The 22,980-nt window shown below is 62.0% G+C and carries 26 protein-coding genes and 1 tRNA gene; 15 read left to right on the top strand and 12 right to left on the bottom strand.

Annotation, left to right across the window (positions count from 1 at the left end; all coding sequences use genetic code 11):
• Nucleotides 1-42 precede the first annotated feature (42 nt).
• From NO932_RS17740 to pyc, 4 genes are all read left to right on the top strand, one after another.
• Nucleotides 43-1,110: a glycine betaine ABC transporter substrate-binding protein gene (locus NO932_RS17740; RefSeq protein WP_309208713.1), complete on the top strand. Its 1,068-nt coding sequence runs from the start codon at nt 43-45 to the stop codon at nt 1,108-1,110.
• A gap of 192 nt (nt 1,111-1,302) precedes the next feature.
• Entirely contained in the window at nt 1,303-2,832 is a 1,530-nt protein-coding gene (locus NO932_RS17735) for an EAL domain-containing protein (RefSeq protein WP_309208712.1), read from the top strand.
• Nucleotides 2,833-2,938: 106 nt separating this feature from the next.
• Complete coding sequence (locus NO932_RS17730; protein WP_309208711.1) at nt 2,939-3,361, top strand: TIGR01244 family sulfur transferase; 423 nt, start codon at nt 2,939-2,941, stop codon at nt 3,359-3,361.
• A gap of 142 nt (nt 3,362-3,503) precedes the next feature.
• Nucleotides 3,504-6,944, top strand: coding sequence for a pyruvate carboxylase (gene pyc / locus NO932_RS17725; protein ID WP_309208710.1), 3,441 nt, complete (start codon nt 3,504-3,506; stop codon nt 6,942-6,944).
• 105 nt (nt 6,945-7,049) lie between these two features.
• On the opposite strand, the gene NO932_RS17720 is transcribed toward pyc, so the two are convergent.
• Together NO932_RS17720 and NO932_RS17715 are read right to left on the bottom strand one after the other, a co-directional pair.
• Nucleotides 7,050-7,211, bottom strand: a complete 162-nt coding sequence (locus tag NO932_RS17720) for a DUF3309 family protein (protein WP_309159794.1) — start codon at nt 7,209-7,211, stop codon at nt 7,050-7,052.
• 81 nt (nt 7,212-7,292) lie between these two features.
• Nucleotides 7,293-7,601: a DUF1232 domain-containing protein gene (locus NO932_RS17715; protein WP_309159795.1), complete on the bottom strand. Its 309-nt coding sequence runs from the start codon at nt 7,599-7,601 to the stop codon at nt 7,293-7,295.
• 114 nt (nt 7,602-7,715) lie between these two features.
• On the opposite strand from NO932_RS17715, the gene ispG reads away from it, so the two are divergent.
• Together ispG and NO932_RS17705 are read left to right on the top strand one after the other, a co-directional pair.
• The gene (gene ispG, locus NO932_RS17710; protein ID WP_309159796.1) at nt 7,716-8,960 is read left to right on the top strand and encodes a flavodoxin-dependent (E)-4-hydroxy-3-methylbut-2-enyl-diphosphate synthase; all 1,245 of its coding nucleotides are present in this window, start codon (nt 7,716-7,718) and stop codon (nt 8,958-8,960) included.
• Nucleotides 8,961-9,395, top strand: coding sequence for an NUDIX domain-containing protein (locus NO932_RS17705; RefSeq protein WP_309208709.1), 435 nt, complete (start codon nt 8,961-8,963; stop codon nt 9,393-9,395). It abuts the gene before it with no gap.
• Here NO932_RS17705 and NO932_RS17700 read toward each other — a convergent pair.
• The gene (locus NO932_RS17700) at nt 9,368-9,916 is read right to left on the bottom strand and encodes a GNAT family N-acetyltransferase (protein WP_309208708.1); all 549 of its coding nucleotides are present in this window, start codon (nt 9,914-9,916) and stop codon (nt 9,368-9,370) included. The genes NO932_RS17705 and NO932_RS17700 overlap by 28 nt on opposite strands.
• Nucleotides 9,917-9,918: 2 nt before the next feature.
• On the bottom strand, nt 9,919-10,809 hold the full coding sequence (locus NO932_RS17695) for a farnesyl diphosphate synthase (RefSeq protein ID WP_309208707.1): 891 nt from the start codon (nt 10,807-10,809) through the stop codon (nt 9,919-9,921).
• A gap of 121 nt (nt 10,810-10,930) precedes the next feature.
• On the opposite strand from NO932_RS17695, the gene NO932_RS17690 reads away from it, so the two are divergent.
• From NO932_RS17690 to NO932_RS17675, 4 genes are all read left to right on the top strand, one after another.
• The gene (locus NO932_RS17690) at nt 10,931-11,590 is read left to right on the top strand and encodes a biosynthetic peptidoglycan transglycosylase (RefSeq protein ID WP_375142896.1); all 660 of its coding nucleotides are present in this window, start codon (nt 10,931-10,933) and stop codon (nt 11,588-11,590) included.
• 158 nt (nt 11,591-11,748) lie between these two features.
• Complete coding sequence (gene rpmF / locus NO932_RS17685; protein WP_309159801.1) at nt 11,749-11,931, top strand: 50S ribosomal protein L32; 183 nt, start codon at nt 11,749-11,751, stop codon at nt 11,929-11,931.
• A 117-nt stretch (nt 11,932-12,048) separates the two neighbouring features.
• Entirely contained in the window at nt 12,049-13,449 is a 1,401-nt protein-coding gene (gene fumC / locus NO932_RS17680) for a class II fumarate hydratase (protein ID WP_309208705.1), read from the top strand.
• Nucleotides 13,450-13,550: 101 nt separating this feature from the next.
• Nucleotides 13,551-13,955, top strand: a complete 405-nt coding sequence (locus tag NO932_RS17675; RefSeq protein ID WP_375142781.1) for a hypothetical protein — start codon at nt 13,551-13,553, stop codon at nt 13,953-13,955.
• A 1-nt stretch (nt 13,956) separates the two neighbouring features.
• Here NO932_RS17675 and NO932_RS17670 read toward each other — a convergent pair whose 3' ends face one another.
• Nucleotides 13,957-14,133 (bottom strand): hypothetical protein, encoded by a 177-nt coding sequence (locus NO932_RS17670; protein ID WP_309159803.1) that lies wholly within the window; start codon nt 14,131-14,133, stop codon nt 13,957-13,959.
• Nucleotides 14,134-14,436: 303 nt separating this feature from the next.
• Between NO932_RS17670 and NO932_RS17665 the strand changes: the two genes are divergently transcribed.
• Complete coding sequence (locus NO932_RS17665; protein WP_309159804.1) at nt 14,437-14,922, top strand: CAP domain-containing protein; 486 nt, start codon at nt 14,437-14,439, stop codon at nt 14,920-14,922.
• On the opposite strand, the gene NO932_RS17660 is transcribed toward NO932_RS17665, so the two are convergent.
• Complete coding sequence (locus NO932_RS17660; RefSeq protein WP_309208704.1) at nt 14,903-15,565, bottom strand: PilZ domain-containing protein; 663 nt, start codon at nt 15,563-15,565, stop codon at nt 14,903-14,905. The two genes, NO932_RS17665 and NO932_RS17660, sit on opposite strands and share 20 nt — an antisense overlap.
• A gap of 129 nt (nt 15,566-15,694) precedes the next feature.
• On the opposite strand from NO932_RS17660, the gene NO932_RS17655 reads away from it, so the two are divergent.
• The gene (locus NO932_RS17655; RefSeq protein ID WP_309208703.1) at nt 15,695-15,955 is read left to right on the top strand and encodes a sulfurtransferase TusA family protein; all 261 of its coding nucleotides are present in this window, start codon (nt 15,695-15,697) and stop codon (nt 15,953-15,955) included.
• On the opposite strand, the gene NO932_RS17650 is transcribed toward NO932_RS17655, so the two are convergent.
• Nucleotides 15,952-17,073 carry a D-alanyl-D-alanine carboxypeptidase family protein gene (locus NO932_RS17650; RefSeq protein WP_309208702.1) on the bottom strand — a complete coding sequence of 374 codons (1,122 nt, stop codon included), beginning with the start codon at nt 17,071-17,073 and terminating at the stop codon, nt 15,952-15,954. The genes NO932_RS17655 and NO932_RS17650 overlap by 4 nt on opposite strands.
• Before the next feature lie 209 nt (nt 17,074-17,282).
• Between NO932_RS17650 and NO932_RS17645 the strand changes: the two genes are divergently transcribed.
• A complete protein-coding gene (locus tag NO932_RS17645; protein ID WP_309159808.1) occupies nt 17,283-17,675 on the top strand; it encodes a helix-turn-helix domain-containing protein in 393 nt (130 codons plus the stop codon).
• Nucleotides 17,676-17,682: 7 nt separating this feature from the next.
• Here NO932_RS17645 and NO932_RS17640 read toward each other — a convergent pair whose 3' ends face one another.
• Nucleotides 17,683-18,597: a hypothetical protein gene (locus NO932_RS17640; RefSeq protein ID WP_309208701.1), complete on the bottom strand. Its 915-nt coding sequence runs from the start codon at nt 18,595-18,597 to the stop codon at nt 17,683-17,685.
• On the bottom strand, nt 18,536-19,285 hold the full coding sequence (locus NO932_RS17635) for a GNAT family N-acetyltransferase (RefSeq protein ID WP_309208700.1): 750 nt from the start codon (nt 19,283-19,285) through the stop codon (nt 18,536-18,538). The genes NO932_RS17640 and NO932_RS17635 overlap by 62 nt, the downstream gene beginning before the upstream one ends.
• A 139-nt stretch (nt 19,286-19,424) precedes the next feature.
• Between NO932_RS17635 and NO932_RS17630 the strand changes: the two genes are divergently transcribed.
• Nucleotides 19,425-20,873, top strand: a complete 1,449-nt coding sequence (locus NO932_RS17630; RefSeq protein ID WP_309208699.1) for a CHAD domain-containing protein — start codon at nt 19,425-19,427, stop codon at nt 20,871-20,873.
• Nucleotides 20,874-20,882: 9 nt separating this feature from the next.
• On the opposite strand, the gene NO932_RS17625 is transcribed toward NO932_RS17630, so the two are convergent.
• Complete coding sequence (locus NO932_RS17625; protein ID WP_309208698.1) at nt 20,883-21,491, bottom strand: DedA family protein; 609 nt, start codon at nt 21,489-21,491, stop codon at nt 20,883-20,885.
• Nucleotides 21,492-21,528: 37 nt separating this feature from the next.
• Nucleotides 21,529-21,615: transfer RNA gene (locus NO932_RS17620), tRNA-Leu, on the bottom strand.
• Between the two features lie 162 nt (nt 21,616-21,777).
• On the opposite strand from NO932_RS17620, the gene NO932_RS17615 reads away from it, so the two are divergent.
• Nucleotides 21,778-22,290, top strand: coding sequence for a disulfide bond formation protein B (locus NO932_RS17615; protein WP_309208697.1), 513 nt, complete (start codon nt 21,778-21,780; stop codon nt 22,288-22,290).
• Between the two features lie 5 nt (nt 22,291-22,295).
• Here NO932_RS17615 and NO932_RS17610 read toward each other — a convergent pair whose 3' ends face one another.
• Entirely contained in the window at nt 22,296-22,853 is a 558-nt protein-coding gene (locus NO932_RS17610) for an HNH endonuclease (protein WP_309208696.1), read from the bottom strand.
• Nucleotides 22,854-22,980: the final 127 nt, after the last annotated feature.

The raw sequence follows: 22,980 nt of genomic DNA, 5'->3' as shown, positions 1-22,980 counted from the left end.
TGCGACTTTTTGTTTGAACCGCCAAATGGAGGCCGCAGGCTCATGCGTATCGATGCCGCCCGTGTCGTTGTCGCCTTGGTAGCGCTGAGCGCCACCCCGGCTGCGGCGCAATTTCAGGTGCTCGATCCTGTCGCGCCAGGCCAAGAGGCGCCATCGGGGCCGCCGGAGGGAGAACCGGCGCCCTGCGGCACCGAGGAAATCACGATTGCGGAAATGGGTTGGCCGTCCGCCGCCATCCTTGCCAATATCCACGCAACGATCCTGAGGACGGAGTTCGGCTGCACGGTGCGGCTGGTGCCGGGGGAGCCCGAAGCGACGCTGTCGTCAATGGCGACGACGCAACAACCCGCCGTGGCGCCTGAATTGTGGGTTTCCCGTCAGGCCGAGGTTTGGAACGGCGCCATGCAGGCGGCTAGCGCCCGGGCGGCGGCGCCCAGCTTTGCCGAGGGACCGCTGGAGGCCTGGTTCGTCCCTGCCTATGTGCTGGAGAGCAATCCGGGGCTCGAAGGCACCGACGATATCCTCGATCATTGGCAGGTGTTCGTTCCCGAGGGCCATGAGCGGGCCGAACTTTTGTCCTGCCCTGCCGATTGGGCCTGCGCCATCATCAACAGGAACATGGCGGCCGGGCTGGGGCTTGATGAGCGGTTCGATGTCGTCGAGCCTGAGGACCGTTTCGCCATGGATGCGGCGCTCACACAGGCGGTATCCCGCAGAGAGCCGGTCCTGACCTATTACTGGCAGCCCAACGCGCTGATCGATCGGCTTGATCTCGTGCCGCTGGACATGGGCGGGTTCGATCCGGGCCACGCCCAATGCATGGCGATCCGCGATTGCGTGCCGTTCGGTAATTCCGGCTTTGCGCCCGATACCGTGGTGATCGCGGTAGCCGAGTGGGTTTTCACCGATGTACCCGACGTCGCCGATTATCTGGCGCGCGCTTCGATGCCGATTTCGGAAATGAATGGACTTTTGGCCTGGCAGGCCGAGGAGGAAGCGAGCGCCGAAGCCGTCGCCCAGCATTTCCTTATCACAGGCGGCGATATCTGGCGCCAATGGGTAGGCGAGGATGCGCAGGCGGAAGGCGTGCCTCGGGACGCGATCGAATAAGTGTTCGGCAACCATAAGCTGCGACATCCTGCCCGCTGTCGCATGGCTGTAATAAAACGGGACGACAACGTCGGCGCGGGCGCCGTGCGTTCTGACGGTATAATGTTGATCTCATTAATTATTTTGGCAAAATTCACGGCACGTTAAAGCGTGGCACAATAGGTTCGGTCGACCCAGAACGGATCGACGTCCATGCGCACCGAACTTTCGCTTACAAACATCCTCACCGTTTACCGTGGTTCGGCTGTTGCCGCCGGCATCGTCGCTACCGCGGTCATCGGTGCGGCGGGGGTGGGACTGATCGGCATCGCGCTGGGCCAAGACAATGCCTTTCTCGCCCTTTCGACCGCCGCCCTGGCCGGGGTAGCGCTGCTGGTCATCGTGGTCATGGGATATTTTTCGCTCCGCCGCGCTTTGGTCTTGGCTGAAGATCGGCGCCGGGACCTTTTGGCTTCGCTCAACCGGGACGCCCTGACCGGGGTCTTCACACGCAAATACTTTCTCGATCGATTGCGCGAATTCGTGCGTCAATCCGACCGCATGCCTGTCGCCTATGTGCAGGTGGATATGGACCATCTCAAAACCATCAATGACGGCAATGGCCATGCCGCCGGTGACCAGGCGCTCGTGCGTCTAGTCCGCACACTCGAGGAGCTGGTGCCCGGCGCCGTGATCGGGCGGCTGGGGGGCGACGAGTTCGCGCTCGCTCTGCCCGGCATCAACTCTAAAGCCGCTTTGAAGCGCCTTGGAGACCGCTTGCTCGAGGAGCTCGACCGCCCCCGCCCGCTCGCCGGACGCGACATGCGGCTTTCGGCAACCCTGGGGATTGCCGTTGCCCCCGAAGATGCGGGTGACGCCGATACGCTGATCTCCAAGGCCGATCTGGCGCTCTACAAGGGCAAGAACAACGGCCGGGGTACCGTCGTCGCTTTCGAGCGCGAGCTTTTGACCGAGGAGCGCTACCAGCGTTTCATTGAGCGCGAACTGCGCGCGGCAATTTTGATGGAAGAGCTCGAACTCTACTATCAGCCCGTTCAGACCGCCGACGGGGCGCTCAAATCGGTGGAGGCTCTGGTTCGCTGGCGCCATTCGGTGCGTGGCATGATTTCGCCGGCCGCGTTCGTGCCGATCGCCGAGCAATCGGACCTCATTGCAAAGCTCGGCCAATGGGTGCTGCGCAGAGCTTGCGCCGATTTTCCGCGCCTGGGCGTGCCCGCCGTCGCCATCAACGTTTCGGCCGCCGAATTGCGCAATCCCGATTATGCCGCTCACTTCGCCGACGAACTCGCCGCCGCCGGGCTGTCGGGTGAAAGCTTCATTGTTGAAATCACTGAAACAGTGCCGCTGCAGAAGAATTCGGCCGAGCGCAAGAACCTCGAATTCCTGCGCGCCTTGGGTGTGAGGATTGCCGTGGACGATTTCGGCGCCGGCCATGCCAGCCTCGGCTATTTGCGCGATCTCTCCTTCGATATCCTCAAGATCGACAGGGCCTATGTGGCCGAGATCACCTCGCGCCCCGTAGATTCGATGATCGTGCAGTCGATCTGCCGCATTGCGGCAAGCCTTGGGGTGATGGTCGTCGCCGAAGGCATAGAAACCCCCGAGCAGCACGCGGTTCTGGTTGAACTCGGCTGCACCGCGTTCCAGGGCTACCTATTGGGCCGCCCCGAACCGCTCGACGCGATCGAAGCGCGCAACGGCCAGGTGACTGTGGCAGCCTAGCCTCGGCGCCTTGTTGCGCGATCCCTGACTTGATGGCTATAAGACAGGCATGTGAGGCGCGTCCCAAGGGCTCGAGCCCGCCATTCCTTGCTGCTGGAGACAGGTTTTGGATATCAAGAAGATCAATGACCGCATGAGCGTTTCGGGACAGATCCAGCCCGAGGACGTCCAGACCATCAAACAAGCGGGCTTTGTTTCGATCATCAACAACCGCCCCGATGGCGAAGCGCCGGATCAGCCTTCAAGCGCTGAAATCGGAGAGGCGGCACGCGCGGCAGGCCTTGGCTATTATGAAATCCCCATGGGCCGCGAAGGCGTTACCCCCGAAATGGTAGCCGCAACCAGCGCCGCGCTCGAAGAAAGCGATGGGCCGGTCTTTGCCTTCTGCCGCTCGGGCACCCGCTCGACCACCCTTTGGGCCTTGAGCCAGGCCGGCAAGGAGAGGGCGGATGCGATTATCGATTCCGCCGCCAAGGCGGGCTACGACATGAGCCACCTCGCCGCGCATCTGGACAAACCCCTGTCCTGATCTCCGCGCGCAGCGTCTCGCCCGCAAGCGGGAGACTTCAGGGCGGAGATTTTGTCCCGGGCCGGCATCCCGGGTTGCGACGACGCATGCCGAGGGCGCAATGCGCCCTCCGTTTCCAAGGCACACCAAGGGGTCTCAATCCATGCCCATTTCCAAGATTCTGGTCGCCAACCGCTCCGAGATCGCGATCCGCGTGTTTCGGGCCGCCAACGAGTTGGGGCTCAAAACGGTGGCGGTGTTTGCCGAAGAGGACAAGCTGGCACTGCATCGGTTCAAGGCGGACGAAGCCTATCTGATCGGACAGGGCAAGGGACCGGTCGAAGCCTATCTCCAGATCGACGAATATATCCGCGTGGCCCGGATTTCGGGAGCTGATGCCATCCATCCAGGCTATGGGTTGCTTTCGGAGAGCCCTGAATTTGCCGATGCGTGCGCCGATGCGGGGATCACCTTCATCGGGCCCAAGGCGCAGACCATGCGTGACCTGGGCAACAAGGTCGCGGCGCGCAACATGGCGATCAAGGCAGGCGTGCCGGTGGTTCCGGCCACCGAACCTTTGCCCGACGATCTCGACGAGGTCGAGAAGATGGCCGAGGCGATCGGCTATCCGCTGATGCTCAAGGCAAGCTGGGGCGGTGGCGGGCGCGGCATGCGGCGCATCACCGATCCCAAGCAGCTTCGCAACGAGGTTTCAGAGGGTAAGCGCGAGGCCAAGGCTGCGTTCGGCAAGGACGAGATGTACCTCGAAAAGCTGGTCGAAAAGGCGCGCCACGTCGAAGTGCAGTTGCTCGGCGACGATCACGGCAATCTCGTCCATCTTTTTGAGCGCGACTGCTCGGTTCAGCGCCGCAATCAGAAGGTGGTCGAGCGCGCCCCTGCGCCATACCTAAACGATGCGACCCGCAAGGCCTTGACCGATGCCGCACTACGGCTGGGCAAGGCTGCGAATTATCGCTGCGCGGGAACCGTCGAATTCCTGATGGATGCCGAGACCGATGAATTCTATTTCATCGAGGTCAATCCGCGCATTCAGGTCGAGCATACGGTCACCGAGGAGGTGACCGGCATCGATATCGTCAAGGCGCAGATCCATGTAATGGACGGGGCAGTCATCGGCACTCCGGAATCGGGTGTGCCGAAACAGGAGTACATCGCGCTTCACGGGCACGCGCTGCAATGCCGGGTCACGACCGAAGACCCGGAAGAAAATTTCATCCCCGATTATGGCCGCATCACCGCCTATCGCGGGGCGACGGGGTTCGGTGTGCGGCTCGATGGCGGCACCGCCTATTCCGGAGCGGTGATCACCCGTTATTACGATCCGCTGCTCGAAAAGGTGACCTGCTGGGCGCCGACGCCCGAGGAAGCCATTGCGCGCATGGACCGTGCGTTGCGCGAGTTCCGCATCCGTGGGGTGTCGACCAATCTCGCCTTCCTCGAAAACATCATCTCGCACCCCAAATTCCGCGATAACACTTACACCACCCGGTTCATCGACACGACGCCGGAATTGTTCGATATCGAGCGGCGCAAGGACAGGGCAACAAAGCTTCTGACCTATATCGCCGACGTCACCGTCAATGGGCATCCCGAGGTGCGCGACCGGCCGAAGCCGCCGGCCAACGCAGCCGAGCCGGTGGTCCCGGACTACCCGGCGCTTGCGGCCGTTGAAGGGAGTCGGCAGGTTCTCGAGCGCGATGGCGCAAAGGGTCTGGCCGAGTGGATGAAGGCGCAAAGCCGGGTGCTCTTTACCGACACCACCATGCGTGACGGACATCAGAGCCTGCTGGCCACCCGCATGCGCACCTTCGACATGGACAGGATCGCGCGGGCCTATTCGCGCGGTCTGCCGAACCTCTTTTCGCTCGAATGCTGGGGCGGGGCGACCTTTGACGTCTCCATGCGGTTTCTGAACGAAGACCCGTGGGAGCGGCTGGCCAGAATTCGTGAGGGCGCGCCCAACATTTTAACACAGATGCTGCTGCGCGGCGCCAATGGGGTGGGCTACACCAACTATCCTGACAATGTGGTGCGGTTCTTCGTGAAAAAGGCCGCCGAAGGCGGAATCGATATTTTCCGTGTCTTTGACTGCCTCAACTGGGTCGAGAACATGCGCGTTTCCATGGACGCGGTGATCGAAAGCGGCAAGGTGTGCGAGGGCGTGGTCTGCTACACGGGCGACATGCTCGACCCCGATCGGGCCAAGTACGACCTCAAATATTATGTCGGTCTGGCCAAGGAACTCGAAGCTGCCGGCGCCCAGGTGCTGGGCATCAAGGACATGGCCGGGCTGATGAAACCGGCGGCGGCCAAAAAGCTCATCGGAACGCTCAAGGAAGAAATCGGCCTGCCGATCCACTTCCACACCCACGACACCTCGGGTGCTGCCGCTGCAACGGTGCTGGCCGCCTGCGAAGCGGGCGTCGATGCGGTGGACGCGGCAATGGATTCGTTTTCGGGCACGACCAGCCAGCCGACGCTCGGTTCGCTGGTGGCGGCGCTGAAGGGCGGGGAGCGCGATCCCGAACTCGATGCAAAGGCGATCCGCGAAATCTCCTTCTACTGGGAAGCGGTGCGCACCCAATATCGGGCCTTCGAATCAGATTTGAAGGGCGGGGCTTCGGAGGTCTATCTTCACGAAATGCCCGGCGGCCAGTTCACCAATCTCAAGGAACAGGCCCGCTCGATGGGGCTGGAGACGCGCTGGCACGAGGTCGCCCAGACCTATGCCGACGTCAACCAGATGTTTGGCGATATTGTAAAGGTCACGCCAAGCTCCAAGGTGGTGGGTGACATGGCGCTGGCCATGGTCTCCTCGGGCCTCACCCGCGCCGATGTGGAAAATCCCGACAAGGAAATCGCCTTTCCCGATTCCGTTGTCGGGTTCTTTGCCGGCGATCTCGGCCAGCCGCCAGGCGGCTTTCCCGAGGCGCTGCAGAAGAAGGTCTTGAAGGGCCGCACGCCGATGTCCGAGCGTCCCGGCTCCTATCTCGCGCCGGCCGATCTGGAAGCGGAACGCAAGAAGGCCGAGGAAGCGGCGGGAATGCCCATCGACGATTTCCGTCTTGCCTCTTACCTCATGTATCCCAAGGTGTTCGTGGAATTCGCCAAGGCGCAGGAGCTTTACGGTCCGACCGAGGTGCTGCCCACGCCGGTCTATTTCTACGGCCTCGCGCCGGCCGACGAGATCATGGTCGATCTTGAGAAGGGCAAGACCATGGTGGTCCAGTTCCTCGGCCAGTCCGAGGCCAACGAAAAGGGCATGGTCCGGGTGTTCTTCGATCTCAACGGCCAGCCCCGCTCGGTCTCGGTGCCCGACAGGCTCAAGGCCGGCGAGATCGTCGTGCGACCCAAGGCCACCCAGGGCGATCCCAAGCAGATCGGTGCGCCCATGCCCGGCGTCATCTCGACGCTGGCGGTGCAGGCAGGCCAGAAGATCGAAGCGGGCGACGTATTGCTTTCGATCGAAGCGATGAAAATGGAAACCGCCCTCCATGCGGAAGTGGCGGGCGTTGTCGCCGAGGTGTTGGTCAGGCCTGGCGACCAGATCGATGCCAAGGATCTGCTGATCCGGATTGAATGATCCAAAAGAAAGGACGGTGCGGATCAAACCGAACCGTCCGAAAGGGAGGAGATCAATCGAGAAGCGGCCCGCGCCGAAAGGTGCGCGGGCCGGAAGAAGCACGTGTCAGGTGATGATGCCCATCAACATCAGGATCAGCACGACGACGAGGATCACGCCCAGAATACCGGTGGGGCCATAACCCCAACTGCGCGAATAGCCCCATGTCGGCAGCGCACCGATAAGAAGCAAAATCAGAATAATAATGAGAATGGTGGAAAGGCCCATTTTACAAATCCCTCACAGTGACCATTATGCGGCTATAAATCGACTAAACCGCTTATGGTTCCCTCTACGGCCTTTCCAACGCTAAACCCGGCGTGCGGTTCCATCGATGATGGGGCCGTCGCGGTGCATGGGGGCCTTCTGGCCGGGGAGCCGCGAGACGATCCAGGAGACGATGAGCGGCACGATAACCACGTCGTCCACCCAGCCGGCGAGCGGGATGATATCGGGCAGGATATCGGCGGGCCAAACCAGGTAGAACGCGGCCAGGACGGTCGCGGCCTTGAGATAGAACGGGGTGCCCGGAGCCCAGAAGGCTTTCCAGAGCAGGACCACTTCCTTGCGAAAGCGCAGGAAGCGAGGCAGCAGGAGGGAAGCAAAGCTCTTGATCATGGAAAAATAGATAGGAAGGGGCGAACGCGGTTCAAGAGCACATCGTCACACCTGCGAAACGTTGCGGAAATTGGCTCGAAGGCTTATGTGTGGCCGCAAGAAATGAGGTCGGCAATGGCAGGTCCAGCGCAGCGTAAGAGAACGGTCGGAGTCGATGTGGGAGGCGTTACGGTGGGCGGCGGCGCACCCATCGTCGTCCAGTCGATGACCAATACCGATACCGCCGATATCGAGGCGACCGTCGCGCAAGTGGCGGCGCTGGCGCGGGCGGGCTCGGAGATCGTCCGCATCACCGTCGATCGCGATGAGGCCGCCGCTGCGGTGCCCTATATCCGCGACCGGCTGATGCTGCGCGGCATCAACGTGCCGCTGGTTGGCGATTTCCACTATATCGGACACAAGCTCTTGTCCGATCATCCCGCTTGCGCCGAAGCGCTGGCCAAATACCGCATCAATCCGGGCAATGTGGGGTTCAAGGACAAGCGCGACAAGCAATTCTCCCAGATGATCGAGATCGCCAACCGGTATCAAAAACCGGTTCGCATCGGGGTCAATTGGGGTTCGCTCGACCAGGAACTGCTGACCGCGCTGATGGACGAGAACGCCGCGCGTGAAAATCCCTGGAGCGCGGCCCATGTGCAGCGCGAGGCGATCATACGCTCCGCTATCCTTTCGGCCGAACGCGCCGAGGAATTGGGCATGGGGCGCGACCGGATCATCCTCTCCACCAAGGTTTCCGACGTCCAGCAACTGATCGCCGTCTATCAGGAGCTCGCCGAGCGCTGCGATTATGCGCTCCATCTCGGGCTCACCGAAGCGGGCATGGGCTCCAAGGGCATCGTCGCCTCTTCGGCGGCGCTGGGTATTCTGCTGCAACAAGGAATCGGCGACACAATCCGCATTTCGCTGACTCCCGAGCCGGGCGGCGACCGCACGCTCGAGGTCAAGGTCGCCCAGGAACTGCTCCAGACCATGGGCTTTCGGCAATTCGTGCCGGTGGTGGCAGCTTGTCCGGGGTGCGGACGGACTACCTCGACAACCTTCCAGACGCTGGCCAAGGAAATCCAGGATCATCTCTCCTCGTCCATGCCCGAATGGCGCGAGAAATATCCCGGCGTCGAGGCGATGAGCGTTGCGGTGATGGGGTGCATCGTCAATGGGCCGGGCGAATCCAAGCACGCCGATATCGGCATTTCCCTGCCCGGTACGGGCGAAACGCCGTCGGCGCCGGTCTTTATCGAAGGCCAGAAGGTCACAACGCTCAAGGGCGTTGATGTCGCCGATCAGTTCAAGCAGATGGTCGCCGACTATATCGAAAACCGGTTCGGCGCCGGCCGCGCTAAGCCTGCGGCGGAGTAGGTGGCCATCCTCAAGGTGTGCCCGGCGGTGCTGCGCTGGGCGAACGGGGCGCGGGAGATACTGGTCTTCACCCATCCCCTCGCCGGGGTCCAAGTGGTCAAGGGAACAATCGAAGCCGGCGAGGATGTCGAAGCGGCTGGCCGGCGGGAGCTCTCCGAGGAAGCGGGAGTGGAAGGCCTGCCCCTGCTGGGGACGCTTGCGGCGAGTTATCGGATCGCACCCGGCCAGCTATGGCATTTTCTACTGCTGTCCGGTGAGGGACTACCCGAACGCTGGGCGCATCATTGTGCCGACGATGGTGGGCACGATTTCGCATTCTTCTGGCATCGCCTTGACTACAGCCCCGACGATAGATGGCATGAAATCTTCAAGCACGCCCTTGCCCATATCAAGGCCGGAGCGGCCGATCAGCCGCCATTCGCCGGTCGCACATAAACCGGCGTGTCGCCGCCCATATAGTGCGCGTTGTGGCTGAACCGGTAGCCGAGCTTTTCGCCCACCCGGATCGAGCCGGCGTTGTCGGGGTGGAATATGCAGAAGGTGCCGCTGTCGCCGAAATTGGCGTCGCCCCATTCCAAGGCCGCGCGGGCCGCTTCGGTCGCATAGCCCTTGCCTTGGTGATGGGGCATCAGCACCCAGCCGATTTCCGGCTCGCCTGAGACCGGAGGGGCCATGTCGCGTTTGAGCTTGCCAAAGCCCACATCTCCGACGAAATCTCCGGTATCGCGTTCGCTGACGCACCAATAGCCAAAGCCATATGCCGCCCAATGGCCGATATAGCGCAGAAGCCGCATCTGGGATTCCATTTCGGTCGAGGGATGGCCGGTGATGAACTTGGCGACTTCTGGGGAGCGCCAGAGCCGATGGACGTTGTCGAAATCTTCCGGTGTGTGGCCACGCATGATCAGCCGCTCGGTTTCGAGCACCGGAACGGGCGGAAGGGTCGTGGCCAGCATGCTCAGTAACTCCTCTTGGCGAAATGGCGGATCAAAGCGCGCAGCGGATCGGCCCTTTCATCGAAATCCTTGAGCGCACCGAGCCCCTGGTCGACGGCGTGGTCGAGTATCTCGCGGGCCCCATCGAGGCCACGCAGTCCCACGATCGTCGATTTGTTCTGTGCCACATCCTTGCCGGCAGTTTTGCCAAGCGCATCGGAGGTGGCGGTGACGTCGAGAATGTCGTCGGCAAGTTGGAAAGCAAGACCGGCAGAAATCCCATAAAGCACCAGCGCTGCCCGCTCCTCATGGCCGGCCTTGCCCAGAATTGCGCCGATTTCCGCACTGGCCCTGATCAGCGCGCCGGTCTTTTTCGCATGTATTTGAAAAATGCCGTCCTCATCGAGCGGGGTGGTTTCCCCTTCGATATCGAGCACCTGACCGCCCACCATGCCGGCCGAACCGGCCGCCAGCGCCAGCGTGGCGACGAGATCGGAGCGGATCGCCGGGTCCTGATGCGTGTGCGGATCGGCTATCAGCGCGAACGCCTCGGTCAGGAGCGCATCGCCAGCCAGGATCGCCAGGGCCGGATCGAATGCCTTCCAGACGGTGGGCTTGCCGCGGCGCAATTCGTCATTATCCATCTCGGGCAGATCGTCATGGATCAGCGAATAGCAATGGACCATTTCAAGCGCCGCGCCGGCAGAGAGACTGTCCTGGACCGGAACGCCGAACAGGGCGGCCGAAAGCCGCACGAGCAGAGGCCGCAGGCGCTTGCCGCCACCAAGTGCACCGTGGCGCATGGCGGCCAGCAGGCGCGGCGGCGCGGCAATCGTGTCGAGCCTCTTGCTGAGGAAGGCTTCGATATCGGCAGCGCAAGCGGAGAGTTCAGTCTCGAATTCATGTTCGCTCATAGCAGGGTTTGCTAAAGCCTCTCGCGTCATTCTACAAGCGCGGGCAGCGCGAAGGACGAAAGGGGCCGGCTTGGCGGGACGCAAAAAACGCGGGTGGACATTCTGGCTGGCCTTGCCGCTGATGCTGATCGCGGCCGTGATCGGTCTCGTCTTGGTCCTGGTGCCTCTTTATTGGGTGGTGCCGCCGGTCTCGACTCTGATGCTCTCCCGCTACGCCACGGGTCAGCCGGTCGTCCGTGAATGGCGCGATATCGACCAGATCTCCGACCGGCTCAAAACCGCCGTGGTGCTGTCCGAAGACGGGCAGTTTTGCTCGCACCATGGCGTGGATGTCGCAGCGCTCAGAGCAGAGATCGATAATTTCCTGGCCGGGCAAGAGGCGCGCGGCGCCTCGACCATCACCATGCAAGTGGCGCGCAATCTGTTTCTCTGGAACGACCGGTCGGTGATCCGCAAGGCGCTCGAAGTGCCGTTGGCAATCTATATCGATCTGGTTCTGCCCAAGCGGCGGATCATGGAGATCTATCTCAATATCGCCGAATGGGGACCAGACGGCCAATTCGGTGTCGAAGCCGGGGCCCAGGCGGCGTATGGCACAAGCGCTGAAAATTTCACCTGGCAGCGGGCGGCGCTTCTCACCGTCGCTCTGCCCAATCCGCATGTCCGCCGCCCGGGTAACCCCACCGCAGGGCTGATGAGCGTGGCCGGTATCGTTGAAGCCCGGGCCCGGCGGTTTTCCGCCAATGCCTCATGCTTGTTCAATGGGCGGCCCGAGCTGTGACGGGTTACGATTTTCGTATGTCCGAGACTAGCCAAGCGCTTGCCGATCCTGTATAGAGCGCCCCAATCCGAACACGGTATGACGGTTTTAAGCGTAACCGGCGCGGCAGGACCTCTTTGTCCCTCGTGGGTTGCGCGGCAAGAATGGAGTAGATGGAAATGGCAGTTCCCAAGAGGAAGACGACGCCGATGAAGCGCGGTTTCCGCCGCTCGGCCGACGCGCTCAAGGCCGCAGCTTATGTCGAGGACAAGGACAGCGGTGAGCTTCGCCGTCCGCACCATGTGGACCTCAAGTCGGGCATGTATCGCGGCCGTCAGATTCTCGAGCCCAAGAGCAACTAACGCTTTTGCGCTTCGCGCTTAGACCAAAGCGCCATTGACGGGGCTACCCGTCGAGATTACGGCCAGTCCTTGAAAAAGGGCTGGCCTTTTTGTTGGCCATCGCATGGAGGATTTTTGATGAGCACGCGGACCGAAACCGACTCGATGGGGCCAATCGAGGTTCCCAACGAGAAATATTACGGTGCCCAGACCGCGCGTTCCTTGATGAATTTCGATATCGGCGGCGAAAGGATGCCGCTCGAAATCGTCCATGCTTTCGGCATCCTCAAAAAGGCCGCAGCCATTTCCAACACCCGTCTGGGGTTGATGGACGAGGCGACCCGCGACCTGATCGTTGCCGCCGCCGATGAAGTGATCGCCGGCAAGCTCGACGATCATTTCCCCCTGGTCGTCTGGCAGACCGGCTCGGGCACCCAATCCAACATGAACGTCAACGAGGTGATCTCCAACCGCGCCATCGAGATGGCTGGCGGCGAGATGGGCAGTAAGAAGCCCGTCCATCCCAACGACCACGTCAATATGAGCCAGTCGTCCAACGACACCTATCCCACCGCCATGCACATTGCGGCGGTAACGGTGGTCGAGGACAAACTGTTCCCCAAGGTCAAGCTGTTGCGCGACACGCTGGCGAAAAAGTCCGAAGAGTTCATGGAGGTGGTCAAGATCGGCCGCACCCATCTCCAGGACGCAACGCCCTTGACGCTGGGCCAGGAAATCTCGGGCTGGGTGGCGCAGATCGATCTTGCGCTTAAGGCGGTCGAAGCCACGCTCCCCCAACTCCGCGAGCTGGCGCTGGGCGGCACGGCCGTGGGGACCGGCCTCAACACCCATCCCGATTATGCCGCGACGGTGGCCGGGGAAATCTCCAAGCTGTCCGGCCACCAGTTCGTGACGGCGCCAAACAAATTTGCCGTCCTGGCGGGGCACGATGCCTTTGTGGGAGCCTCGGGCGCGCTCAAGCAGCTCGCCGCCGCGCTGATGAAGGTCGCCAATGACGTCCGTTGGCTGGCCTCGGGCCCACGGTCGGGACTTGGCGAGATCACCATTCCTGAAAATGAGCCCGGCTCATCGATCATGCCGGGCAAGGTCAATCCGACCCAGTCGGAAGCCATGACCATGGTCGTCGCCCAGGTCATGGGCAATGACGCGACCATCGGCTTTGCGGCGAGCCAGGGTAATTTCGAGCTCAACGTCTTCAAGCCCGTGATTGCCTACAATTTCATCCAGTCGGTGCGGCTCCTCGCCGATGCCGCGAAATCGTTCAACGACAATTGCGCTGTCGGCATCGAACCCGATCGCAAGAAGATCACCGAGCATTTGAACAATTCGCTGATGCTGGTGACGGCGCTCAACCGCAAGATCGGCTATGACAACGCCGCCAAGATCGCCAAGACGGCGCATAGGAACGGCACGACATTGCGCGAGGAAGCCATCAATCTGGGGCTTCTGACCGGCGAAGAGTTCGATGCCGAAGTAAGGCCGGAAAAAATGGTGGGGCCGCTGCCGGTCAAAAAGTAAAGCACGAGGGGACCGGCGCGACCGGCCCCTTTTCTCTGGCCAATCGACACCCAATAGGGCAGTCTCCCGCCATGCCGAACCCTATTCGTCCGAGACCCGCCATGTTCGTCCCGCCGCTTCTGGCTCTGCCGCTGATCGTTTATAACGTCATGGCCTTGTTCGGCTTCTCCAATGGCGAAGCCTGGGCCGCGCCGATCGCGACCATTACCATGGTATCGGGCGGGGTATGGGATTTGAGCGTCGGCGACATCTTCATCGTCGTCTCGCTCGTGCTGCTGTTCGGTGAGATTCTCAAGGCCACGCGGTTCGGCAACGCCTCGGTCGTCGACCACATGCTCTCGACGTTGGTCTTTGTCATCTGCCTGGTTGAATTCCTGCTGGTCGGTTTTGCCGCCACCTCCGTATTCTTCATTCTCATGGTGATGGCGCTCATCGATGTGATCGCGGGCTTTACCGTTTCCATCCGGGCGGCGGCGCGCGACGTGCAGTTCGGCGGCGTTGAGTAGGCTAGGCCGATACCGATTTGCGATAGCCCATGGGCAAGCGCCGTTTGTCACTCGCTTCAGCCAGACGGTAGCGCTCGGCGGCGTGCGGCTGGTGGGTGATGACACTTGATCCTAAAAGCTGAGTGATGAACGCCGCCTGGACCGCCGGCCGTGGAGCACGCGGGAGCGGCAGGCTCATCGGCAGGCGATGTGCCGAAACAGTTCGGTTTTTTGCGCCGTTGCTATCCACTATCTTACCCGCTCCAGGACGGGACACTTCGTCCCAATCTGGCACGCTTTTGCCGCGAGCCTACCCAAGATGTCGCAATCGCCATGCCAGTTGGCAACGATTTGTTAACGATTGCCACAGCGTCAGCGTTGCATGGTTAACGGGGAGAGGATGACGGCGTTAACGGAGCGGTAACAGACGCGCCGCAATTTCGCGGCTTTGTTGCGGTTTGGAGGGAAAACGTTTCCGGACCAGACCCAAGAGGCCGATCCCATGATTTCCGATTTCGCTCCCGCCCGCCTGTCCCGTTTTGCCTTTGCCGCTCTGTGCGTCGGCGCACTCGCCGCATGCAGCGGAGCGCCCAACACGGGCGGCGCCCTTGCACCGGGGCTGGTGGCGCAAATCGCGTCTCCAGGAGCGCAGATGGATCGGCAGGCGGCTCTCGGGATCATCAATCAATATCGTGCAACGCGCGGGGTGGCGCCGCTCGCCGCCGATGCGGCGCTCGACGCCCAGGCCCAGGCCATCGCCGCCCAATATGCCAGCAGCGGCAATCCTCCGGCCATGCCGGCCGGTGCGGCCGCCATGAGGCTTTCAGCGGGATACACCAATTTCGCGGAAACTTTCTCGGGTTGGCGCAACAGCCCGGCCGATGCCAATGTTCTGGCCCAGAGCGATGCGCGGCGTGCCGGCTTTGCGGCGGTCTACGACCCCAACTCGGCTTATGGCACCCATTGGGTCATGCTGCTGGGACGCTAGCCTTTGGCCGATTCCGGGACTGGCCGGCTGCCTGAATGTGCTTGCGCAGATCAGGCGCCAGCTGGTCAATGGAGCGGATCAGACGCCGCTCGAGATCGGCCGATGGGATCGTCTCGGTGAACTGAATGGCAAATCCGGGATCGAGCCGACGCACGACGCGCCCGACGACTGTCCCCAATGCCAGCGGCATGCCGATTTTGACCTCGATATCAGCCGAGACCGCAGCCCCCGAGCTCGAAATATCAATCACAAAGCACGACACGAGGCTGGCATCGGGCAGCACCAGCGTCGACTGCGGGTTGGTCGGAACGATCCGGGTATGGCGGCGGGTATCCGATACCGCGAAATTCTGGAACTTCTCGAGCCAGACGATTTTCTCGAGTATTCTGCGGCGCGCTTGTTCGTCCAGGTCGAGCGACATCACAAAGCCAAAGCCCAATCGGCGCTGGATTTGGCCGCGCAATCGGCCCAATTCGTTGAACTGGGCCACCACCCAGTCGCCGATCTCGCCCGAGACGGGTGCGTTCATCAGTATGGTGGCCGGGGAGAGCCGCTGAATGCGGCAGGCGAACAGGGAAACCTTGCGGTCCGGTGCGTGCTGCCATTTTTCGAGATGGTAGCGGCCTCGCATATTGACGAGCACCCGCGTGCGGTCGTCTAAGGAAGCCGTGCCTGGGGAAACGTCGTCCCGCTTATCCATCCGGTGCCCCCGCCCTGGAAGCCCCATACGTATCATTACTTGGTAAACGAGCCGTTTTCCTGGAGGATGCTGATGAATTTCGACTATGAGGCTCGCCGCGCTCTCCTTCTGGACGCCAGGGGGCTCAAATGTCCGTTGCCGGTCCTTAAGCTCGAAAAAGCGCTCGCCAACGCACCGGCCGGAGCCCAGGTGACCGTTCTGGCTACCGATCCGGTGGCCAAAATCGATATCCCGCTCTTTTGCCGGCAGCAGGGGCATGTGGTGGCGGTAGAGCCGGAGTCCGATGGGGCCACCCGCTTCCTGGTAACCAAAAGCCTTGGAAACCGGGATTAGTTGCCCGCGATCCCGGCATTGGGTGTCAGCGACATGATCGATGAATCGCCAAAGCCGATATTGTCATTGGCAGCACCGGCGGCCACAGCCGGTGCGCCGCCGAAGCCCATATCGGGGCGCGGGCGGGGCAGGGGAACGTCGGCAAGCCGCCCAAGGGTAGAGATCGTGTGGGTAGGCGGAACGATGGTGTCGGTCAGGTAGGAGATCTGCCCGTCCAGTCCGGCCGAAAAGATTTCCATACGCTGCTCGGCATAGGTTTCGGCGCCTGCGCCGCAGATGTTGGCGCGCATGTCGACCGGGGCGATGCCGGCTTGGTTGGGGATGTTGACCACGTTCACACCGGTGCCGCGATAGCCGCCGGCAAAGCCTGAAAACAGCATCTGAGCGGTCATTTCGCCGCGCTCGCGGGTCGAGTTGGCGCCCAGCGTCACGGCCATGAGCTGCCGGCCTCCGCGCGTGACGGTGGCGACGATATTGAGCCCGGACGAACAGACATAGCCCGTCTTCATGCCGTCGGTTCCGGCAAAGCCGGTCAAAAGCTCATTATTGGAATGCGAGCGGGACTCCCCGAAGGCCACGGTGCGCGTCGAGAACATCGAATCATACTGGGGAAAGCGCGCCTTGATCGTGAGGGCGATCATGGCGATATCACGGGCGGTGGTCACCTGGGCGGGATCGTGCAGGCCGTGGGGATTGACGAAGTGAGTTCCGGTCAATCCCATCATGGCGGCGCGCGCGTTCATCATCTGGACAAAGGCTGGCTCGCTTCCTGCGATGGTTTCCCCGATCGCCACGGCGATGTCGTTGGCGGATTTGACGATCAGAAGATAGAGCGCATCTTCGAGCGTGATGGCCGTGCCTTCCGGGAAACCCATCTTGGAGGGCGGGACCGACAGAGCGTTGGCCGAGGAAATGACCGGGGTCGAAAGCGAGGCCTGACCGGTTTCAATGGCCTCGAAGGCGATGAGCGCGGTCATGAGTTTGGTGAGCGAGGCGGGATGCCAGGGCGCGCCCGCATCGTTCTGATAGAGCACCTCGTTGGTGCGCATGTCGATCAGAAGCTGGGGCAGGGCAAAGGCAGGGGCAATGGATCCCACCAGCGTCGCAAGAGCGATCACGCAAAGGGACAGCAATCGCCTAACAGGGGTTTCCACCATGGCTTCGCAATCGACTGTTAATGGGACGGAACCTGCATAACAGGGCAAATTTGGCAGAACAATGCCCGTAGCCCGGCTATGCCCATCTTGCTCGGTCCGGGATGGGGGTTTCCATCGGAAGGATGCGCGCCTATATCTTTGCCAGCCCGCAAGCGAGGAGGCTTCCGGCCATGACCGATGAATCCGAGGAAACTGAAGTCTGCGCCGCGATGGGGGATATCCTCAACCGGATCGGTGACAAATGGAGCGTCATGGTGGTCGATCGGCTCAAGGACGGTACCATGCGCTTTTCCGAATTGCGCCGGGCGATCGATGGCGTTTCCCAGCGCATGCTGACGCTTACGCTCCGCAACCTCGAGCGCGACGGGTTGGTGACGCGAACTGTCTATCCCGAAATACCGCCGCGCGTCGAATATGAGCTTACCGAACTGGGCTTTACCTTAACCGGCCCCATCAGCGCGCTCTGGGATTGGGCTGCCGCCCACCAGCATGCCGTCGCCAAGGCACGCACGGCCTACGACCGGGCGCAGGCTCACGACATCTCCGAGCGCAGAAGCGCCTGACGTGGTTCTACTGCGCGACGGCCACGTGCAGGTGGTCCTGATGTAGCGTGTCGGTAAACGAGCGCCCACCATACCCATCCAGGGCCCAGGGTGATCCGATCTGGCGGATTTCCGGCTGGTCGTAGAGCCATTTGACGATATCGTGGGTGAACGAACCGGAGGCCCGGTCGTCGATCACCAGCGTATTGCCCAGCCTGTAGATATCGACGGCACGGCCACGGGTATGATCGGACTGCCGGTCGGTGCCGAACACTTCATAGGGATGTCCCTGGGAGAGCGTGGTGACCCCGTAGGGCGTGCGTTCGGCCAGTCGGGCCATTACCGTCAGCAGATTGGTCGAAATATTCCCCGATAGAATGTCCCACCGGGCCGAATCCGGCATCTCGATGCGCGGGTCGTTGAGTACCGTGAGCGCGATCTGGGGAACTGGGCCGGTCGGCATAATCTGTGTTCCGCCTTCGGAAGCCAGCCGCGCGAAATGCCAGGAGCCCTCGACAAGCGCCAGCCTGACGTCGAGCGTGCGGATAAAGACGCGCACGCCGTCTGGCGTCCCAACCATTTGCTCGGTGACCACCAGCACCGAAGCAGCCTCTTCGCCCAATCCGCCCAGTTGGGGATAAAGAATCCGCCCCTGCGACCAGGCGCCGGGGAAATGAAACGCCTCCGCCAATTGGACGGCAGTACCGGCGCTTGCAAAGCTCACCCGCTCCGCAATATCGGCGGCCGATTCATTGGCGCTGTAATTGGTCAGCGCCAATGCGACTTCGCTTGCGAGCCGCTTAGCGTTGGGATGGGTTTCGTTGGGGGAAACCGGCTCGGCCCCGTTCTGATGGGGCCCGAGCGGGATGATGGCCGGTGCTTCAGTGCCGGTGGGCGGAGACAGGATGGATTGGGCGGAGCCTGTTGGGATAGGCGTGCACAACAGTAAAATTGCCCCGATCGCTGCCCAATTCCTCATAAGCGCCTGCCTCGTCCAGTATCATCCTGTATTCGCGCAACACGGCGCCGTCCTGCCCCGTGCGCCGGGCAATCAGCCTGCAGCCGAGTTTTTCGAAAAACGGCGTTCCCAATCCACCCTCTTCGGTGACAAGGGAAGCACGATGCACGCCGGTGGCGCTGGCGCGGGCCTTGAATTCCTCGACCAGTCCGCGTCCCACACCACGCCGCCGGGCGGCGGCGGCGGTGACGATATGGCTGAGGACCGAAAGCGTGTTCGGTCCGCCGTTTCGGGGTGCCGGCGTGGGCAACAGCCCGATATGCCGGGCAATGCCGCGGCTATAGCGTCCGAGGCGGGTGCGGGCGAAATCCAGCGCTACGTGTGGACGCGACAGCAGGGCGCCTCCGCCTGCCACCGCAAGCTGCGGTCCGAAATGGCGGGTGACCCAGCGATAGTGTTCGGCATTGGAGGTGGTGCCGAATAGGGCGCCAATCACCTCGTCATCGGAGCGGGCGACAAGCGCGATCCCATAGGGGGAACGCGCGAAGCTCTCCTGATAAAGACCGAGAAAGTGCCTCCCCAATCGCGGGAACAGGCCAAGATGCAGGTTCTGCCGGTGCAGCATCGCCGTTGCCGGTATGTCGGCGGGGTGGAGAGGCTCGATGGAAAGCATGGCTGCGGTCCCTTGGAGAGGCGTTAACCTTGATTGCGGAAAGGTTAATGCACTGGCCGTCTCTGTGTTCCGCAGTTGGCGCTTTGAGCGTTGAGTGTTTACCTTGGCAAGCCGGGAGGGACAGCGAAGGGACGGTGACATGGGCGAGGAAGCCGAACTCAAATTGCAGGTTGCGGCGGAGGATGCGGAGCGGCTCACCGATTGGGCAAAGGCGCAGGGCGAGGTCAAAACCCTGCCGCTGCGGGCCATCTATTTCGATACGCCGGGACGCGCCTTGGGCAAGGCCGGCATGTCGCTGCGCGTGCGCCATGACGGCACGGGCTGGGTGCAGACGATCAAAGCCAACGGCCAGACGAGCGCCGGGTTTTTCGTCCGTGACGAATGGGAAAAGCCGGTTTCCGGGCCAGCGCTCCAGATCGGCGAGGATACGCCGCTGATCGGCCTGCCACCTCAGACCCTCAATGCACTGGAGCCGATATTCGAGGTGCTGGTCGAGCGCCGCGTACTGCAGATCGCGCGGGAAAACACCAGCATCGAAGCGGCGATCGACAGCGGGGAAGTGGTGGCCGAAGATCGGCGCAGCACGTTCTGCGAGGCCGAACTGGAGCTTGAAAGCGGGGATCCGCATGCGCTCTTTTCCCTGGCGCGGGAGATCGATGCGGTCGCTCCCACACGGCTTGGGGCGTTAAGCAAGGTCGAGCGGGGCCAGCGGCTGCTCGAGGCGGTGGCCCGGAGCTTTAAGGCCGATCCCATACCGTTGTCCTCCTCCGATACGGTCGAGGACGCGATGAGAGCGATAGCAGCCGGCTGTCTGCGCCAGTATCGTCTCAACGAGGATATTCTGCTCAGGCGCCGGGCGCCGGACGCCCTGCATCAAGCCCGTGTGGCCCTGCGGCGGCTGCGTTCTGCAATATCGATCTTCAGGGACATTGCCGAGGACGAGCGTGGCGAGCGATTGCGCGACGAGCTCAAATGGCTGGCTGGGGAACTGGGCGAAGCGCGCGATCTCGATGTCCTGTTCAAAACCGCGCACACCGACGATCTGCGCCAGGCCTTGATGGAGGAAAGCGCGTCCAGCTATGAGGCGGTCGAGCAGACGCTTTCAGATGTCCGATCCCGCACGCTGATGCTCGATCTCGCCCAGTGGCTGGCAATGGGGGGCTGGCGGGAGCGCTCCGGAAATAAGGATGCGCGCAACGCCAAGGTCTCCGATTTTTCTGCAATGGCGCTCACCAAGCTTTTCAAGCGCTTCAAAAAGCAAAGCGCCGGCCTCGAGAAACTCAGCGATGCCGAGCGCCACGAGGCACGCAAGCTCGCCAAGAAACTGCGCTATGGCACCGAGTTCTTTGCCGGGCTCTATGCTTCGGGCCGAACCGGCAAGCGTTACGAGCAGTTCCTCAAGCGCTTGGAGGCAGTTCAGGAGGCGTTGGGCGATCTCAACGACCTTGCCGCCAGGCCCATGCTTTTGGACCGGCACGGCTTGACCGATGCGGAGGCCGGAAGCCAGCAAGGCGACATGGACGAACTCATCAGACGCGCCGCATCGGCGTGCGACGCGCTGATCGGCACCCGGCCGTTCTGGAAATAGGCCTTCGCCTCAACCGATATCCTTGATCGGCTTCCAGGTGATGAAGCGATAGATGTAGATCACCACGGCCAGGATGACGACGGCGGTGGACACCGGGTCCACCCAGGCTTCGACGATATGGTAGCCCTCATGCAGCACGAAGCCTGCGCCGGTGAGCAAGCCCGTCCAGATCGTGGTGCCGACCAGCGAGATGGCGAGAAACTTCCATACCGGCATAGCGGCGAGCCCGGCCGGCACAGAGATCAAGGTGCGGATGGCGGGGATGAGGCGGCCCAAAAGCACCGCCCAGGTGCCATAGCGGTCGAACCAATGGACGGCCATGTCGATGTCGCGCTCATTGATGGTCGCGACGCGGCCGAACCAATTGCACAGACGCCGGAAGCGGTCGATGCCCAGCAGGCGGGCGGCGATGTACCAGACGCTGGTCCCCAGCAGCGAACCTGCGACGCCGGCGATCATCACCCCCAAGGTGTTCAACTGGCCGGTGGCGGCGACATAGCCGGCAAAGGGCATGATCAATTCGGACGGGATGGGCGGGAAGACGTTTTCGATCAGCATCAGCATGAAGATGCCGAAATAGCCCCAATCGGTGATTGTACCGATGATCCAGTCGCTCATTGATGAGGGTCCCTTGGTCGGTTGGCGGCCGAGGAGATGGTGCGGGCGGTCGGAATCGAACCGACACTCTGTTTCCAGAACCAGATTTTGAGTCTGGCGCGTCTACCAGTTCCGCCACGCCCGCGACGGTAGGCCGCCCGAAGCGACGCGCCGGACTATAGGCAAACCGGGCGAGGCGTCAATCGCTGATTTTCGGCGCTGGCGATCACGCAGATTTGCAGGCTGGCGGCGACGCCGATATTGCTCTAGAGACCGGTAAAGCCAAGGTTATTTGATGGACGAACCAATGCTTGACGCAATGAGCACGGAACGCAAGGGCGCCGGCGCCGCCTTCATCCTGGGGCTTGCCGCCATTCTGGGGGCGCTCGCCTTCCAATATATCGGCGGGCTTTATCCTTGCGAGCTCTGCTTCACCCAGCGCTGGCCCTATTATATCGGCCTGCCGCTCATCGCTCTTGCGCTGATTGTTTGGCATAAGCTGCCCCTGCCGGTGCGCCTTGGGCTTTTGGGCGTCGCGGCTGCGCTCTTTGCCTGGGGCACCTATATGGGGGTCTACCACGCCGGGGTGGAATGGGGCTGGTGGCCTGGCCCGCAAAGCTGCACCGGGGTGGGCGACGACAGCGTCATGAGCCTGGATTCCCTCTCGAACCTGAACGATGTGCGGATCGTGCCGTGCGACGCCGTGCAGTGGGAGATGTTCGGGGTTTCGCTGGCGGGCTTCAATGCCCTGATTTCGGCGGCGATTTTCATCCTGCTGATCGCCAGCATCGTCGGGCAGACCCGGCGCAACAAGGCCTGATTGGCTTAAGGCTCCAGTTCGATATCCCAGTAGAGATAGTCGAGCCAGCTATCGTGCAGGTAGTTGGGCGGGAAGGCGCGACCGTTGTTGTGCAGGTCGTGAACCGTGGGCTGGAACGGCATCTGGCGCGGCATCATGCCGATTTCCTTGGGCGTGCGGTTGGCCTTGCGCAGATTGCAGGGCGAACAGGCGGCAACGATGTTTTCCCAGGTGGTGCGCCCGCCCTTGGAGCGCGGAATGACGTGGTCGAAGGTCAGATCGTGCCGCGAGCCGCAATACTGGCACTGAAATCTGTCGCGCAGGAAAACGTTGAAGCGGGTGAAGGCGGGGTATTTGGCGGGCTGGACATAGTCCTTGAGCGAAATCACGCTCGGCAGGCGCATCTCGAAGCTCGGACTTCGAACGATCTTGTCGTATTCGGAAACGATGTGTACGCGTTCGAGACAGACTGCCTTGATGGCGTCCTGCCAGCTCCAGAGCGACAGGGGATAATAGCTGAGCGGCCGGTAATCGGCGTTCAGAACGAGCGCGGGGCAGGCCTGGGGTGACACGTGAATTGTCACTGAACCCTCCGGGGTATGGATCACTCATCCCCGTCGCGCTCCCAAACTCGATTGCGCTCTCACCGCTTGCCGGAAGCGCTCCGGCGATTCCATTGCAATACTCTACGCCTCTTGTGACAGGCCTGTG

The organism is Pelagibacterium sp. 26DY04 (genome assembly GCF_031202305.1).
Classification (GTDB): domain Bacteria; phylum Pseudomonadota; class Alphaproteobacteria; order Rhizobiales; family Devosiaceae; genus Pelagibacterium.
The sequence above is the reverse complement of the archived record's forward strand: the minus strand, read 5'-3'. Positions and strand labels throughout refer to the sequence as shown.